The 15,498-nt window shown below is 63.4% G+C and carries 14 protein-coding genes; 7 read left to right on the top strand and 7 right to left on the bottom strand.

Annotated elements, in window-relative coordinates; translation table 11 throughout:
- Nucleotides 1–150 precede the first annotated feature (150 nt).
- The 7 genes from ACTJKL_RS20980 to ACTJKL_RS20950 all read right to left on the bottom strand — a co-directional run bounded on the left by ACTJKL_RS20980 (nucleotide 151) and on the right by ACTJKL_RS20950 (nucleotide 8,533).
- Entirely contained in the window at nucleotides 151–384 is a 234-nt protein-coding gene (locus ACTJKL_RS20980) for a formate dehydrogenase subunit delta (RefSeq protein ID WP_018097250.1), read from the bottom strand.
- Between the two features lie 17 nt (nucleotides 385–401).
- Entirely contained in the window at nucleotides 402–1,274 is an 873-nt protein-coding gene (gene fdhD, locus ACTJKL_RS20975; RefSeq protein ID WP_411922186.1) for a formate dehydrogenase accessory sulfurtransferase FdhD, read from the bottom strand.
- An 8-nt stretch (nucleotides 1,275–1,282) separates the two neighbouring features.
- Nucleotides 1,283–4,162 (bottom strand): formate dehydrogenase subunit alpha, encoded by a 2,880-nt coding sequence (gene fdhF, locus ACTJKL_RS20970; RefSeq protein ID WP_018097252.1) that lies wholly within the window; start codon nucleotides 4,160–4,162, stop codon nucleotides 1,283–1,285.
- 376 nt (nucleotides 4,163–4,538) lie between these two features.
- Entirely contained in the window at nucleotides 4,539–6,095 is a 1,557-nt protein-coding gene (locus ACTJKL_RS20965) for a formate dehydrogenase beta subunit (RefSeq protein WP_440853698.1), read from the bottom strand.
- Entirely contained in the window at nucleotides 6,092–6,571 is a 480-nt protein-coding gene (locus ACTJKL_RS20960) for a formate dehydrogenase subunit gamma (protein ID WP_275597233.1), read from the bottom strand. The genes ACTJKL_RS20965 and ACTJKL_RS20960 overlap by 4 nt, the downstream gene beginning before the upstream one ends.
- Nucleotides 6,572–6,746: 175 nt before the next feature.
- Nucleotides 6,747–7,643, bottom strand: coding sequence for a LysR family transcriptional regulator (locus ACTJKL_RS20955; RefSeq protein ID WP_010970351.1), 897 nt, complete (start codon nucleotides 7,641–7,643; stop codon nucleotides 6,747–6,749).
- Nucleotides 7,644–7,762: 119 nt separating this feature from the next.
- On the bottom strand, nucleotides 7,763–8,533 hold the full coding sequence (locus ACTJKL_RS20950) for an SDR family NAD(P)-dependent oxidoreductase (RefSeq protein WP_440853697.1): 771 nt from the start codon (nucleotides 8,531–8,533) through the stop codon (nucleotides 7,763–7,765).
- A 165-nt stretch (nucleotides 8,534–8,698) separates the two neighbouring features.
- Here ACTJKL_RS20950 and ACTJKL_RS20945 point away from each other — a divergent pair, with 165 nt between their 5' ends.
- The 7 genes from ACTJKL_RS20945 to ACTJKL_RS20915 all read left to right on the top strand — a co-directional run bounded on the left by ACTJKL_RS20945 (nucleotide 8,699) and on the right by ACTJKL_RS20915 (nucleotide 15,438).
- A complete protein-coding gene (locus ACTJKL_RS20945; RefSeq protein WP_018097257.1) occupies nucleotides 8,699–9,463 on the top strand; it encodes a DeoR/GlpR family DNA-binding transcription regulator in 765 nt (254 codons plus the stop codon).
- A gap of 128 nt (nucleotides 9,464–9,591) precedes the next feature.
- Nucleotides 9,592–11,103, top strand: a complete 1,512-nt coding sequence (gene glpD, locus ACTJKL_RS20940) for a glycerol-3-phosphate dehydrogenase (protein WP_440853696.1) — start codon at nucleotides 9,592–9,594, stop codon at nucleotides 11,101–11,103.
- A gap of 38 nt (nucleotides 11,104–11,141) precedes the next feature.
- On the top strand, nucleotides 11,142–12,212 hold the full coding sequence (locus ACTJKL_RS20935; protein ID WP_018097259.1) for an ABC transporter ATP-binding protein: 1,071 nt from the start codon (nucleotides 11,142–11,144) through the stop codon (nucleotides 12,210–12,212).
- Nucleotides 12,213–12,236: 24 nt separating this feature from the next.
- Entirely contained in the window at nucleotides 12,237–13,307 is a 1,071-nt protein-coding gene (locus ACTJKL_RS20930) for an ABC transporter ATP-binding protein (protein WP_018097260.1), read from the top strand.
- Nucleotide 13,308: 1 nt separating this feature from the next.
- The gene (locus ACTJKL_RS20925; RefSeq protein ID WP_003530331.1) at nucleotides 13,309–14,175 is read left to right on the top strand and encodes a carbohydrate ABC transporter permease; all 867 of its coding nucleotides are present in this window, start codon (nucleotides 13,309–13,311) and stop codon (nucleotides 14,173–14,175) included.
- A 19-nt stretch (nucleotides 14,176–14,194) separates the two neighbouring features.
- Nucleotides 14,195–15,019 carry a carbohydrate ABC transporter permease gene (locus tag ACTJKL_RS20920; protein ID WP_010970356.1) on the top strand — a complete coding sequence of 275 codons (825 nt, stop codon included), beginning with the start codon at nucleotides 14,195–14,197 and terminating at the stop codon, nucleotides 15,017–15,019.
- Complete coding sequence (locus ACTJKL_RS20915) at nucleotides 15,019–15,438, top strand: DUF2160 domain-containing protein (protein ID WP_100674614.1); 420 nt, start codon at nucleotides 15,019–15,021, stop codon at nucleotides 15,436–15,438. Before ACTJKL_RS20920 ends, ACTJKL_RS20915 begins: the two co-directional genes overlap by 1 nt.
- Nucleotides 15,439–15,498: the final 60 nt, after the last annotated feature.

Below are 15,498 nucleotides of genomic sequence, written 5' to 3'. Positions count from 1 at the left end.
CGATTCCTGTGAAGGCACAGGAACGAGGATCGAAGGACAAACTTCCTGGAAGCGCTCTAAGGGCGTGTCGAGATTCGGGCCACCCGCCGCCGCTTGTTTGATTTCCTCATTCCTGTGCTTGTCACAGGAATGCAGCCAGACCAACAGGCCTTAAACCGCCTCCGGACGGCGGATCTTCTCAGCCGCCTCGAGCACCAGCGGGTTCAACCCTTCACCGCCATGCGCGATATGCTCGAAGAGCTTGCGGCGCATGCGCGGCTCCCAATATTTGTTGATATGCGTGGCCACGCCCTCGGCCGCCCCCTCCGCCGGCTGGGTCAGGAAGAAGGTGGCAATCTGGTTCGCCATATAGACGAGCTTGGCGTTGGGGTGGTTTTCAGACATGGACGATTGCTCCGAATTCAGAATAGCGGCACGCGGGCGGACAAGGACGCAGGCTCCTCGTCATTCCGGATGATGCGCTCCGCATGGGTGAAGATTTCAAACTCGTCGCCGCGGACAAGTGCGATGAGGGTCATGCCCGCCCCTTCCGCCGTGCGGATGGCGAGCGCCGTCGGCGCAGAAATGGCAATGATCACAGGGCTCCCGACGATCGCGGTTTTCTGCACCATCTCGACCGATACGCGGGACGTGACGACAACCGCGCCCTGAGCGCCCCTGAACCCGGCGCGCGCGGCCGCTCCGGTCAGCTTGTCCAGCGCGTTGTGACGCCCGACATCCTCGCGGACCGCGATCAGTCCGCGTCCGGGCACGTAAAAAGCGGCACCGTGCACCGCCCGTGTCTCGAAATGCAGCGGCTGTTGTCCATTGAGAAGCGCAACTGCGTCCACCACGTCCTGATCGGAAAGGCGAAGCAGCGAGGCGGAGACATCGGGCGTCGGGCGAACGGCCTCCTCGATCGACTCTATACCGCAGAGACCGCAGCCGACCGGCCCGGCCATGTGGCGACGTCTGAGGCGCAGAATGTCGTTCTGTTCGTCCTCGAGCCTGATCTGCAGATCGATGCCCTTGTCCTCGACGACGATGTCTATGTCGTCGATCTGTTCTGGACGGGTGATGATCCCTTCGGTCAGGCTGAAGCCGGTGGCGAAATCCTCGAGATCGGCAGGTGTCGCCATCATCACCGCATGCGTCGAACCGCCATAGGTGAAGGCGACCGGCGTTTCCTCGGGCACGACGCGCGACTGCGCGACGAGGATGCCGCCGCGCCGTGCAGCCTCCGGCACCGTCGCCGTCGTTCCGGATGGAGAGGACGAAACTCGCTTGCCCGCCATTCTCGCTCCTATTCCGCCGCCTCCAGCTTGCCGGAAATGCGACGCGACCGGCGAGCCTGCTCGTCATAGTCGCGCTGCCAGTCGGAAGGACCGTTCGACGGCGAGACCTGCACCGCGGTCACCTTGTATTCCGGGCAGTTGGTCGCCCAATCGGTAAAGTCGGTGGTGATGACGTTCGCCTGAGTCGAGGGGTGATGGAAGGTCGTATAGACGACACCCGGCGCGACGCGATCGGTGATCAACGCGCGGAGCGTCGTATCGCCCGAGCGGCTGGCGAGCCTGACCCAGTCGCCGTCGCGGATGCCGCGCTGCTCGGCGTCGTGCGGGTGAATTTCCAGCCGGTCTTCCGCATGCCAGACGACGTTCTCCGTGCGACGCGTCTGGGCGCCGACATTGTACTGACTGAGAATACGGCCGGTCGTCAGAAGCAGCGGGAAGCGCGGACCGGTCCTTTCGTCGGTCGCCACGTATTCGGTGCGGATGAACTTGCCCTTGCCGCGCACGAAACCGTCGACATGCATGATGGGCGAGCCGAGCGGCGCCTTCTCATTGCACGGCCACTGCACCGAGCCCATCTTGTCCAGATAGTCGTAGGAGACCATGGCAAAGCTCGGCGTCGTCGCCGCGATCTCGTCCATGATCTCGGACGGATGGCGATAGTTCCAGGCAAGCCCCATGGCTTGCGCCATCTTCTGCGTCACCTCCCAATCGGCATAGCCGTTCTTCGGCCGCATGACGCGCCGGACGCGGTTGATGCGGCGCTCGGCATTGGTGAAGGTTCCGTCCTTTTCGAGGAAGGTCGATCCGGGCAGGAAGACATGGGCGTAGTTGGCCGTCTCGTTGAGGAAGAGATCGTGCACCACGACGCATTCCATCGCCGCAAGGCCGGCGGCGACGTGCTTGGTGTCCGGATCCGACTGCAGGATGTCCTCGCCCTGCACGTAGAGGCCCTTGAAGGTGCCCTCGACGGCGGCGTCGAGCATATTGGGGATGCGCAGGCCCGGCTCATGATTGAGCGTCACGCCCCAGAGCTTCTCGAAGATCTCGCGCGTCGCATCGTCCGAAATATGTCGGTAGCCGGGAAGCTCGTGCGGGAAGGAGCCCATGTCGCAGGAGCCCTGGACGTTGTTCTGGCCGCGCAGCGGATTGACGCCGACGCCCGGCCGGCCGATGTTGCCGGTGAGCATGGCGAGGTTGGCGATCGCCATCACCGTCGTCGAGCCCTGGCTGTGCTCCGTGACGCCAAGGCCGTAATAGATCGCGCCGTTGCCGCCGGTGGCGTAAAGCCGCGCAGCCCTGCGCACAAGTTCCGGTGAAACGCCGGTATAGGCTTCGGTTGCTTCCGGGCTGTGATGGGGCTCTGCCACGAAGGCCGCCCAATCCTCGAATTCCGACCAGTCGCAGCGTTCGCGAATGAAGGCTTCGTTGGCAAGGCCTTCCGTGACGATGACATGCGCAATCGCCGTCAGGATGGCAACGTTGGTGCCGGGCTTCAGCGGCAGGTGGTACGACGCTTCGACATGGGCGGAGCGGACGAGGTCGATCCGGCGCGGATCGATGACGATCAGCTTGGCGCCCTGGCGCAGCCGCTTCTTCAGCCGCGAGGCGAAGACCGGGTGGCCGTCGGTCGGGTTGGCACCGATGATGACCGCAACATCCGTGTGCTCGACACTGTCGAAATCCTGCGTACCGGCGGAGGTGCCGAAGGTCTGGTTGAGGCCGTAACCGGTCGGCGAATGGCAGACGCGGGCGCAGGTGTCGACATTGTTGTTGCCGAAGCCGGCGCGCACCAGCTTCTGCACCAGAAAGGTTTCCTCATTGGTGCAGCGCGAAGACGTGATGCCGCCGACCGAATCGCGGCCATACTGATACTGGATGCGGCGGAACTCGGAGGCGATATGCGCGAAAGCCTCTTCCCAGGTGACCTCGCGCCAGGGATCGGTAACCTTCTCGCGGACCATCGGATTGAGGATGCGGTCCCTGTGGTTGGAATAACCATAGGCGAAGCGGCCCTTGACGCAGGAATGGCCGCGGTTCGCCTGGCCGTCCTTCCAGGGCACCATGCGCACCAGCTCCTCGCCGCGCATCTCCGCCTTGAACGAGCAGCCCACGCCGCAATAGGCGCAGGTGGTGACGACCGAGTGCTCCGGCTGGCCGATCTCGATCACCGATTTTTCCGTCAGCGTCGCCGTGGGGCAAGCCTGCACGCAGGCGCCGCAGGAGACGCATTCGGAGGAAACGAAATCCTCGTTCATGCCGGCGGAGACGCGCGAATCGAAGCCGCGGCCGCTGATCGTCAGCGCGAAGGTGCCCTGCACTTCCTCGCAGGCCCGCACGCAGCGCGAACAGACGATGCACTTCGCCGGATCATAGGTGAAATACGGATTCGATTCGTCCTTCGGCGCCCATTTTGCGTTGATCTCGCCATTGTTGCGCGCCGTCACATGGTTCTCGCCGTCATAGCCGTAGCGCACGTCGCGCAGGCCCACGGCACCGGCCATGTCCTGCAGCTCGCAATCGCCATTGGCTGCGCAGGTGAGGCAGTCGAGCGGATGGTCGGAAATATAGAGCTCCATGACGCCGCGGCGGACATCCTTCAGCCGCTGCGTCTGCGTCGAAACGCTGATGCCTGCCGCCACCGGCGTCGTGCAGGAGGCCGGCATGCCGGCGCGTCCCTCGATTTCTACGAGACAGAGCCGGCAGGAGCCGAAGGCATCCATCATGTCGGAAGCGCAAAGCTTCGGCACCTCGATGCCCGCTTCCATTGCCGCACGCATGATCGACGTGCCTTCCGGAACCGTGATCTCGCGCCCGTCTATCGTCAGCGTCACCGTCTTCTCGGACTTGGAGGCAGGGGTGCCGTAGTCGATTTCGTGAATGAGAGACATTAGCGGGCCTCCTGAGAAATTGCGTTCAAGGGAGCGGCTTCACCCCCCTCTGCCCTGCCGGGCATCTCCCCCACAAGCGGGGAGATCGAATCGTGGCCGGCCACTTGCTCCAAAACAAACGCTTCTGCACGTGGGGCGCTCCGGTCAAGACGCCGAGCGCGCCGCATCCATTCTCCCCCCTTGGGGGGGAGATGGCCGGCAGGCCAGAGGGGGGTACGCGCCGCCGCCGATACCGGCTTCCGCCCCTCATCCGGCTGCCGCCACCTTCTCCCCGCTCGCGGGGAGAAGGGATATGCCGTGCCCTTCCGGTCCCCTCTCCCCGCCTGCGGGGAGAGGGTTAGGGTGAGGGGCAAAAATTCAAGTGCCATCGCAGCCATCATTCCGCAGCCTCCACGATCGGCACCGGTGAAAAATCCTCCGGAAAATGCGTCATGGCGCTCATCACCGGATAGGGCGTGAAGCCGCCAAGGGCGCAGAGGGAGCCGAACTTCATCGTGTTGCAGAGATCGGCGAGCAGTTCGCGGTTCTTCTCCGGCTCGATGCCGGCGGCGATCCTGTCGGCCACCTCGACGCCGCGCGTCGAACCGATACGGCATGGGGTGCACTTGCCGCAGCTTTCGACCGCACAGAACTCCATGGCGAAACGCGCCTGTTTCAACATGTCGGCCGTGTCGTCGAAGACGACGATGCCGGCATGACCGATGAGCCCGTCTCTGGCGGCAAATGCCTCGTAGTCGAAAGGCGTATCGAACAGCGCCCGCGGGAAATAGGCGCCGAGCGGGCCGCCAACCTGAACCGCCTTGACCGGCCGGGCGCTCGCCGTGCCGCCGCCGATCTCGTCGACGATCTCGCCGAGCGTCAGGCCGAATGCGGTCTCGAAGAGGCCGCCATGCTTGACGTTGCCGGCGATCTGCAGCGGGATCGTTCCGCGCGACCGGCCCATGCCGAAATCGCGATAGTAACCGGCGCCCCTGTCGAGGATCACCGGCACGGAAGCGAGCGAGATGACGTTGTTGATGACGGTCGGGCGGTCGAAAAGGCCCTTGTGTGCCGGCAGCGGCGGCTTGGCGCGCACGAGCCCGCGCTTGCCTTCGAGGCTGTTCAGGAGCGAGGTCTCCTCGCCGCAGACATAGGCGCCGGCGCCGGTGCGCACTTCCATGTCGAAAGCGTGCGCCGACCCGAGCACCGACGCCCCGAGAACACCGGCGGCACGGGCAATCTCGATCGCCGCGCTCATCACCGCGATCGCATGCGGATATTCCGAACGGGTATAGATGTAGCCCTTGGTCGCACCGGTCGCGATACCGGCGATCGCCATACCCTCGATCAGCACGAAGGGATCGCCTTCCATGATCATCCGGTCCGCAAAGGTCCCGCTGTCGCCCTCGTCGGCATTGCAGACGATGTATTTGCGCGGCCCTCGTGCTTCCAGGACGGTCTTCCATTTGATGCCGGTCGGGAAGCCGGCGCCGCCGCGGCCGCGAAGGCCGCTTTCCGTGACCTCGGCAACGATCGCCGCCGGTTGCATTGCGATGGCCCGCTTGAGACCAAGCAAGCCCCGATGGGCGCGATAGTCTTCGAGCGAGAGAGGATCGATGACGCCGCAACGGGCAAAGGTAAGCCGGGTCTGTCGCTTGAGAAACTGAATTTCCTCGGTCTTGCCGAGGCAGAGAGGATGCGCGCCACCCGAAATCAGCCCGGCATCGAGAAGCGAGGCGACGTCGCGCGCCTTCACCGGACCGTAGGCGACGCGCCCTGCGGCCGTTTCGACTTCGACCAGCGGCTCCAGCCAGTGCATGCCGCGCGAGCCGTTGCGCACGATCGTGGCGTCGAGCCCGCGTGCGGCGATCTCGCCGGCCATCGCCTCCACCACCTTTTCGGCGCCTAGCGCAATGGCCGCCGCATCCCGGGGAATGTAGATCCTGACGGTCATCGGCGCGCCTCCGCAACCAGCGCCTCGAGCTCTGCTTCGTCGAGGCGCGCATGAACCTCGCCGTCGAGCATCGCCGACGGCGAGCAGGAACAGAGTCCGAGACAGTAGACCGGCTCAAGCGTCACGGCGCCGTCCGGCGTCGTCTCATGGAAATCGATCCCGAGAAGCGCCTTGGCGCGCTCCGCAAGCCGGTCGCCGCCCATCGACTGGCAGGCCTCGGCGCGACAGAGCTTCAGCACATGGCGCCCGGCCGGGTGCTCGCGAAAATCGTGATAGAAGGTAACCACGCCATAGACTTCGGCGCGCGACAGATTGAGTTCCCGCGCGATCACCGGCAGGCTCTCCTCCGGCACATAGCCGAACTCGTCCTGGATTTCGTGCAGGATGGGAATAAGCGGGCCTTCGAGCCCCTTGAGCTCGCCGACGATCGCCAGCGTCCGTTCGGTCACGTCTGCGCGCGGCAGATGGATATTCACTGAAGGAGCCCTCCCGGCTCGCGGCCGCGCCGCCAGGATCTCCCGACCGTCGTCGTGCCGCTGTCTCAACCAGTTGGCAAAGATCGGAGATTTCACGCTCTTTGCCCATGAAACAAGCTTCGCGCTTATGCTTCCATGGGTCAATATGGCTGTTCCGTCGATCGATAGAAAATTTCTATTGAACCTGGTTGCGCTCACCGAGGATACGCGCCTCGTGCAACAGCGCGGAGACGAGCGGCGTGAACGGCTCACGATAGGTGGCGACCAGGCCGACCGTATGGCGGACGTCCGGATCGACGATCGGAATCATCCGTATGTCTTCGTGAAAACCGAATGATTTCGCGACGTTATACGGCATGATGCTCGCCCACCGGCCGGTCCGGACGTGGGAAAAGAGCACGATCATCGAATTCGATTCGAGGGTCGGCTTCGGGACCGCGCCCGCCTCGGCAAAGTGCTGATTGATGATGCGCCGGTTCTGCATGTCGGCCGTCAATAGACAAAGCCGAATGTCGCTCACTTCCTTCCAGGTCACGCTTTCGCGATCCGATAGCGCCGTACCGGCGGCCGTAACCAGATGATATTGCTCGATCTGCAAGGGCACGCTCGTCACCCGGCCGAGCGGCTCGTTCTCCAGATAGGTCAGACCGGCATCGATCTCCAGGTTTTCGAGAAGCGCGAGGATCTGCAGCGAGGTGGTCGAAAGCACCGAGAAGGTGACGTCCGGATGCTTCTCCTGGAAGGGCGCGGTGATGAGCGGCACCATGGAGAGCGTCGTCGGCACCGCGGCGAGGCGCATATGCCCCGAAAGACCTTTTCGCGCTGCACGCATCTCCTCGCGCATCGTACGGCTGTCACTGACGATCCGCCGTGCCCATTCCAGCACCCGCTGCCCTTCGGGCGTCAGTCCCTGGAAGCGTGATCCGCGATTGACCAGAATAACGCCGAGCTGCTCTTCGAGCTGCCGGATCGCTGCCGAAAGCGTCGGCTGCGTTACCCCGCACTCCTCCGCCGCCCGGCCGAAATGCCGTTCGCGGGCCAGTGCGAGAAAAAATTCCAGCTTGTCGATCATATCCGGATCACTCAGTGCACACGTTTTTGCGCCTCTCCTCGAGTTTGACCCGAGGACTGGCCTTCTCCCCGCCAAGCGGGGAGAAGGTGCCGGCAGGCGGATGAGGGGCGGACGCGCGCTTAAGCGATGAGCTGCCCGCCATTCACCTCCAGGACCTGTCCGGTGATATAGCCCGAAAGCGCGTGTGCGGCGAGGAAGAGATAGGCCGGCGCGCAATCCTCCGCCGTCCCGAGCCGGCCGAGCGGGATGGTCTTGCGCGTCGCCTCCAGCTTCTCCGGCGTCGAATAGCGCTCGTGGAAATCCGTCGTGATCGTGCCGGGCGAGACGCAGTTGACACGGATGCCGTCCGGCGCAAGTTCACGCGCCAGCGCCTTCGAATAGGTTGCGACGAAAGCTTTGGTGGCAGAGTAGATCGAGGAGCCGGGACTGCCGCCCATGCGCGCCGAGATCGAAACCGTGTTGACGATCGCAGGATGTCTGCCCTTGCGCAGGAGCGGCAGCATCGTCCGGGTCATCTCGACGACCGAGGTCTGGTTGAGCTGCACGACCGTGCGGTATTGCTCATCGGTGAGATCGGACGCCGGAAAGCGGCCAACCATCGTGCCGGCATTGTTGACGAGGACATCGACGCTGTCGAAGCCGCTCCTCACCACATCGGCGAGGCTCTCGACGCCTCCGTCGGCAACGAAATCCGCCGCCGCGAGGAACGCCCTGCCCTCGGCCGCTGCAAGGTCGAGAAATTCGGGGCGGTCGGCGGCGATCGTCCGCCCCATATGCACAACCACGCGCGCACCGCAATCGAGGAACAGCCGCACGACCTCGAGGCCGATGCCCCTTCCGCCGCCGGTAACCACCACGTTCATGCCCTGGAACAAGGCCGGATGATACATGCGCTTTCTTCCTCCCGATAACGTCAGACTGGCGTGCCCCCACCGATTACAGCGCAGATCGGGCGCGAGCCGCAACGAAAATCGAACGCGCTGGATATTCCTAATCTGAAATTGCGCCGCTTTCGTTTTTGCATATTATGAAAGAAAACGAAACGCGAGGGGCGGATGTATCTGACCGGACGACAGGCGGAGATTTTGGAACTGGCGAAAACGGAAGGCCGCGTGCTGGTCGAGGATCTCGCCCAGCGCTTTTCCGTTACGCCGCAGACGATCCGCAAGGACCTGAACGATCTCTGCGACGCCAGGGTTTTGAACCGCATTCACGGCGGCGCCATTTTTCCGAGCGGCAAGGAAAACGTCAGATACGAATCCCGCCGCCAGATCGCCGCGGCGGAAAAGCAGGCGATCGGCCGGGCCGCGGCCGCGCTCATCCCGGACAATTCTTCGCTCTTCATCAATATCGGCACCACGACGGAAGCGGTGGGAGAGGCGCTCCTCGACCACCGGGAACTGATGATCATCACCAACAACATCAACGTAGCCAACAGGTTGCGGGTCTTCCCCTCGATCGAGGTGGTGATCGCCGGCGGGGTCGTCCGCGGCTCCGACGGCGGCATCGTCGGAGAGGCCGCCGTCGACTTCATCAAGCAGTTCAAGGTGGATTTCGCGGTGATCGGCGCCTCGGCGATCGACCCTGACGGGGCCCTGCTCGATTTCGATTATCGCGAAGTGAAAGTTGCGCAGGCGATCATCGCCAATGCGCGCCATGTCATCCTCGTTTCGGATTCGACGAAATTCGAACGCACCGCGCCGGTGCGTATCGGCCATATCTCGCAGGTGCAGACATTCATCACCGACCGCTGCATCGTTGAAAACGTTCGCAAAATCTGTGCCGACCAGGATGTGAGGCTGGTCGAGACCGAGGTGTGATCCGGTCCCCGATTCCCAAGCGTGAAGCCGGAACATTCGTTTGACATTCGAAATATTTTCGCTTTAACTGCTTTCACTTTCGCGATTGCACAAATTCTGCGTCGCGGAGTGTGGAGGGGAAAACAAGAGTGTCAGAGCAGACGATATTCGACGTCTTCGTCATAGGCGGCGGCATTAACGGATGCGGCATCGCGCGTGATGCGGCTGGCCGCGGATATTCCGTCGCGCTTGCGGAGATGAGCGATTTCGCCTCCGGAACATCGTCCGGCTCGACCAAGCTCATCCATGGCGGCTTGCGCTATCTCGAACATTATGAATTCCGCCTGGTGCGCGAAGCCCTGATGGAGCGCGAAGTCCTCTGGGCGATGGCGCCGCACGTCATCTGGCCGATGCGCTTCGTGCTGCCCTTCCACAAGGGTGGTCCGCGGCCGGCCTGGCTGATCCGCCTCGGCCTCTTTCTTTACGATCACATAGGCGGTCGCAAGCTTCTGCCGGCGACGAAGACGCTCGACATGACGCGCGATCCCGCAGGCGCACCGCTGAAGCGCCTCTTCACCAAAGCATTCGAATATTCGGACGGCTGGGTCGACGATGCTCGCCTCGTGGTGCTGAACGCGCGCGACGCCGCCGACCGCGGCGCCAGGATCATGGCGCGTACCCGCGTCGTCTCGGCGCGCCGTGAGGGCGGCCGTTGGGCGATCGAAATCGAGAATGCGGCGACAGGCGCGCGCGAGACGATACGCGCCCGCATGCTCGTCAATGCCGCGGGCCCCTGGGTGGACCGGGTTCTCTCCGAAGCGGTCGGCAACAACGACGTCCGCAATGTCCGCCTGGTCCAGGGCAGTCATATCGTCGTTAAGAAGAAGTTTGACGATCCGCGTGCCTATTTCTTCCAGAACCCGGACGGGCGGATCATGTTCGCCATTCCTTACCAGGACGAGTTCACGCTGATCGGAACCACCGATCGCGATTTCACCGGCAATCCGGCTGACGTGCGCATCAGCGACGCAGAGATCGATTATCTCTGCGAGGCGGCGAGCGAATATTTCAGCGACCCGGTGGGCAGAGAGGCTATCGTGTGGACCTATTCCGCCGTGCGCCCCCTTTTCGATGACGGCGCGAGCAAGGCGCAGGAGGCGACCCGCGACTATGTGCTGCGCGTCGAGAACGGCGATGCACCCCTGCTCAACGTCTTCGGCGGCAAGCTCACCACCTACAGGCGCCTTGCGGAATCGGCGCTCGAGAAGATCGGCGAGACCATCGGGGAAAAGGGCAGGAAGTGGACGGCCGGATCGCAGCTTCCGGGGGGCGATTTTCCGACCGGCGGCTATGACGACGAGGTCGCGAAGCTCAAGACGCGCTATCCTTTCCTGGCCGCCTCCCACGCCCGCCGGCTGGTACGGCTCTACGGCACGCGGGCGGCGCAACTTCTCGGCAATGCCGCGAGCGAGGCCGACCTCGGAAAGCAATTCGGGGCGGATCTCTATGCGGCGGAAGTGGATTGGCTGATCGGTCAGGAATGGGCATTGCGCGCGGAGGACGTGCTTTGGCGCCGCACGAAACTGGGACTGAAGTTTTCGCGGGCGCAAACCGCGGAACTGGAGGAATATATGCGGGGCGCGGTCAACGCGGCCGCCTGAGGTACCACGGCTGAACTGCCGTTGGGGTGGAGAATTCAATGCTTGAAATGAAGAAGATATCCAAGGTCGTGGGTGGAGAGACGCACATCCACCCGACCGACCTTGTGCTGGAGAGGGGGTCGCTCAACGTGCTGCTCGGCCCGACGCTCTCCGGCAAGACGTCGCTGATGCGGCTGATGGCCGGTCTCGACAAGCCCGCCTCCGGTTCGATCCATCTCGACGGTGCCGACGTGACCGGCGTTCCCGTGCAGAAACGCTCGGTCGCCATGGTCTATCAGCAATTCATCAACTATCCGGCGATGACGGTCTACGAGAACATCGCCTCGCCGATGCGGATCAAGCGCGCCGACAGCGCCGCCGTCGACCGCGAAGTGCGAAAGGCGGCGGAACTCCTGAAGCTCACGCCCTATCTCGACCGCACGCCTCTCAACCTGTCCGGCGGTCAGCAGCAACGCACCGCGCTCGCCCGCGCCATCGTCAAGAATGCCGATCTGGTGCTGCTCGACGAGCCGCTTGCCAATCTCGACTACAAGCTGCGGGAGGAATTGCGCGAGGAACTGCCGAAGATCTTCGCCGCATCCGGCGCGATCTTCGTCTACGCCACGACAGAGCCGTCGGAAGCGCTTCTGCTCGGCGGCAACACCGCCACACTGAGCGAGGGAAGGATCACCCAGTTCGGCCGCACCATCGATGTCTATCGCCGCCCGGTCGACATCGTCACGGCCCGCACATTCGCCGATCCGCCGCTGAACACCATCGGCCTCGTGAAGGCGGGAACGCATTTTGCGCTCGAGGGCAAGCCGGTGCTTCCCGTTCCCGCACATCTTCGTTCCCTTGGAGATGGCCCTTGCACGGTGGCCTTTCAGCCGCACCATCTTTCTTTCGGCCAGCCGAACGGCAGCGACGAACCGCTGACGGTCAAGACGGCGATCTCGGAAATAACCGGGTCCGAAAGCTTCATTCACGTCGCCTTCGCGGGCGCACGCTGGGTCATGCTCGCACCCGGCATTCACGAGATCGAACCGGACGCAACGCTCAATGTCTTCGTCGACACACGCCACCTCATGGCCTTCGGGCCGGACGGCAGGGCGGTCGGCGGGACGGCCTGAGGAAAGGGCGTCGGGGAGGAAACCATGGCACGCATCAATCTCGAACACATCCGCCACGCCTACGGCGCCAGGCCCAAATCGGAAGCGGACTACGCGCTGAAGGAAGTGCATCACGAGTGGAACGACGGTGGCGCCTACGCTCTGCTCGGGCCCTCCGGCTGCGGCAAGACCACGCTGCTCAACATCATTTCCGGGCTGATCAACCCTTCCGAAGGGCGCATTCTCTTCGACGGAACCGACGTCACGCATCTGACGACGCAGCAGCGCAACATCGCCCAGGTGTTCCAGTTCCCGGTCATCTACGACACGATGACCGTCTACGACAATCTCGCCTTTCCGCTGCGCAACCGGCATGTGCCCGAAACGGAGGTCGACCGCCGCGTCAAGGAAATCCTCGAGATGACCGGACTCGGCAGCTGGGCCAGGAAGACTGCGCGCGGGCTGACCGCCGACCAGAAGCAGAAGATCTCGCTCGGCCGCGGCCTCGTGCGCTCGGACGTCAGCGCCATCCTCTTCGACGAGCCGCTGACCGTCATCGATCCGGAAATGAAATGGGTCCTGCGCTCGCAGATCAAGCGGCTGCACAAGCAGTTCGGCTTCACCATGGTCTATGTGACGCACGACCAGACCGAGGCGCTCACCTTCGCCGACAAGGTCGTCGTCATGTATGACGGCCAGATCGTCCAGATCGGCACGCCGGCCGAGCTCTTCGAGCGGCCGCGTCACACCTTCGTCGGCTACTTCATCGGCTCGCCGGGCATGAACGTCCTGCCGGCCGAGATCGCCGGCAACACGGCCGCCGTCGGCGACCAGAGGATCGCGCTCGATTTCCAGCCGCAGATCAAGCCGGGCGCTAGAACCGAACTCGGCATCCGTCCGGAATTCATTTCCCTCGGCCGCGAAGGCATGCCGGTCGCCGTCACGAAGGTCGAGGATATCGGCCGCCACAAGGTCGTACGCGCCCGCTTCGCCGACCGGCCGATCTCCATCATCGTCGACGAGGACGGCGAGATCCCCGCCGAGCCGCGCGTGACCTTCGATCCGAAGGCAATCAACATCTACGCCGATTCCTGGCGCGTCGGCGGGGAGGCCTGACATGGAAAAGACCTGGAACAACAAGGCCTGGTTCATGGTCCTGCCGGTACTGGTGCTCGTCGCCTTCTCGGCGGTGATCCCGCTGATGACCGTCGTCAACTATTCGGTACAGGACACCTTCGGCAATAACGAGTTCTTCTGGGCCGGCACCGACTGGTTCCTGGACGTGCTCGAATCCGACCGTTTCTGGGATGCGCTCACCCGCAATCTGATCTTCTCGGCGATCATTCTCGCGATCGAGATCCCGCTCGGCATCGTCATCGCGCTCAACATGCCGAAGAGAGGCATCGGCGTGCCGATCTGCCTCGTTCTGATGGCGCTGCCGCTGCTCATTCCGTGGAACGTCGTCGGCACCATCTGGCAGGTCTTCGGCCGGGTCGACATCGGCCTGCTCGGGCGCACGCTGGCCTCGCTCGGCATCAACTATAATTACGTGCAGAATCCGCTCGACGCCTGGGTCACGCTGATCGTCATGGATGTCTGGCACTGGACGAGCCTCGTCGTGCTGCTCTGCTATGCCGGCCTCGTCTCGATCCCGGACGCCTACTACCAGGCCGCCAAGATCGACGGCGCCTCGCGCTGGTCGGTCTTCCGCTACATCCAGCTTCCGAAGATGAAGCGCGTGCTCCTGATCGCCTTCCTGCTGCGCTTCATGGACAGCTTCATGATCTATACCGAACCTTTCGTCGTGACCGGCGGCGGTCCGGGCAATTCGACGACCTTCCTGTCGATCGATCTCGTCAAGACGGCAATCGGCCAGTTCGACCTCGGCCCGGCCGCAGCCCTCTCGATCATCTACTTCCTCATCATCCTGCTCCTGTCGTGGATCTTCTACACGGTGATGACCACGAGCGACGCGCAAGGCTGAGAAGGAGGGAGGAGACATCATGATGACCAACAAGCAACCACTTTCGCAGCGCCTCTCCTGGCTGGTGCCGACGATCTACATCGTCTTCCTGCTCCTGCCGATCTACTGGCTCGTCAATATGAGCTTCAAGGAGACGAGCGAGATCCTCAGCACCTTCTCGCTGTGGCCGCAGAATCCGACGCTTCGGAACTATGCGGTGATCTTTACCGATCCCTCCTGGTACAACGGCTACATCAACTCGATCACCTATGTGGTCCTGAACACGCTGATCTCGGTGACGGTGGCGCTGCCGGCAGCCTACGCCTTTTCGCGCTACCGCTTCCTCGGCGACAAGCACCTGTTCTTCTGGCTGCTCACCAACCGGATGGCGCCGCCGGCGGTTTTCGCGCTGCCCTTCTTCCAGCTCTATTCCGCCTTCGGTCTCATCGACACGCACATCGCGGTGGCGATCGCGCATTGCCTGTTCAACGTGCCGCTCGCCGTGTGGATCCTGGAAGGCTTCATGTCCGGCGTGCCGAAGGAGATCGACGAGACCGCCTATATCGACGGCTACTCCTTCCCGCGTTTCTTCGTGAAGATCTTCGTGCCTCTGATCGCGTCCGGCATCGGCGTGGCCGCCTTTTTCTGCTTCATGTTCTCGTGGGTCGAACTGCTGATCGCCCGCACCCTGACGACGACCGACGCCAAGCCGATCGCCGCGACGATGACGCGCACGGTCTCCGCCTCCGGTCTGGACTGGGGCGTGCTCGCCGCCGCCGGCGTGCTGACGATCATCCCCGGCGCGCTCGTCATCTATTTCGTTCGCAACTACATCGCCAAGGGCTTCGCCCTGGGGAGGGTCTGATGGCAGCCATCGCCACTCGCAAGAACCGCTGGCCCGTCGCGCTTGCCGCCGTGCTCGTCGTCTATCTCACCGCGGCCGGCCTGCTTTTTTCCGTTCTGCCGGCCAAGGACGGCAAGACCGACTGGTTCGCCCCGCTGATCCCCGGCGGCTGGATGGCCTGGTCTTTCCCTACCGCCATGTTCTTTCTGACGATCTTCGCGCTCCTGTCGCTGATGGCCGTCTGGGAATATGCCCGGCCGGGCGGAAACCCGCGCGTCGGCATCCTGCGCTTCGAGACGACCCGCGGCGACCGGCTCTTCGTGTCGCTGCTCGGAAGCGCATTCATTCACCTCGCCTGGCTGGGGCTGGTCGGCGCAAATCTCTGGTGGGCGGTCGCCCTGTCGGTGATCTACGCGGTCGGCGTCTTCCGCTACGTCTGAGGAACCAAACGAAGGGCGCTCACCGCGGGCGCCCTTTGAAACTGCAAGTGAACGCAATCG

Source organism: Sinorhizobium sp. 22678 (assembly GCF_052044265.1).
GTDB lineage: Bacteria > Pseudomonadota > Alphaproteobacteria > Rhizobiales > Rhizobiaceae > Sinorhizobium > Sinorhizobium meliloti_A.
Note: the sequence above shows the minus strand (reverse complement) of the source record. Positions and strands in the feature narration are given on the sequence as shown.

Bases quoted from the DNA above. Each gene is read 5' to 3' on its own strand.
- ACTJKL_RS20965 (WP_440853698.1), bottom strand. From the start codon at position 6,095: ATGACCGTCAGGATCTACATTCCCCGGGATGCGGCGGCCATTGCGCTA.
- ACTJKL_RS20925 (WP_003530331.1), top strand. From the start codon at position 13,309: ATGGAAAAGACCTGGAACAACAAGGCCTGGTTCATGGTCCTGCCGGTA.
- ACTJKL_RS20950 (WP_440853697.1), bottom strand. From the start codon at position 8,533: ATGTATCATCCGGCCTTGTTCCAGGGCATGAACGTGGTGGTTACCGGC.
- ACTJKL_RS20935 (WP_018097259.1), top strand. From the start codon at position 11,142: ATGCTTGAAATGAAGAAGATATCCAAGGTCGTGGGTGGAGAGACGCAC.
- ACTJKL_RS20920 (WP_010970356.1), top strand. From the start codon at position 14,195: ATGATGACCAACAAGCAACCACTTTCGCAGCGCCTCTCCTGGCTGGTG.
- fdhD (WP_411922186.1), bottom strand. From the start codon at position 1,274: ATGGCGGGCAAGCGAGTTTCGTCCTCTCCATCCGGAACGACGGCGACG.
- ACTJKL_RS20915 (WP_100674614.1), top strand. From the start codon at position 15,019: ATGGCAGCCATCGCCACTCGCAAGAACCGCTGGCCCGTCGCGCTTGCC.
- ACTJKL_RS20930 (WP_018097260.1), top strand. From the start codon at position 12,237: ATGGCACGCATCAATCTCGAACACATCCGCCACGCCTACGGCGCCAGG.
- ACTJKL_RS20955 (WP_010970351.1), bottom strand. From the start codon at position 7,643: ATGATCGACAAGCTGGAATTTTTTCTCGCACTGGCCCGCGAACGGCAT.
- fdhF (WP_018097252.1), bottom strand. From the start codon at position 4,162: ATGTCTCTCATTCACGAAATCGACTACGGCACCCCTGCCTCCAAGTCC.
- ACTJKL_RS20980 (WP_018097250.1), bottom strand. From the start codon at position 384: ATGTCTGAAAACCACCCCAACGCCAAGCTCGTCTATATGGCGAACCAG.
- ACTJKL_RS20945 (WP_018097257.1), top strand. From the start codon at position 8,699: ATGTATCTGACCGGACGACAGGCGGAGATTTTGGAACTGGCGAAAACG.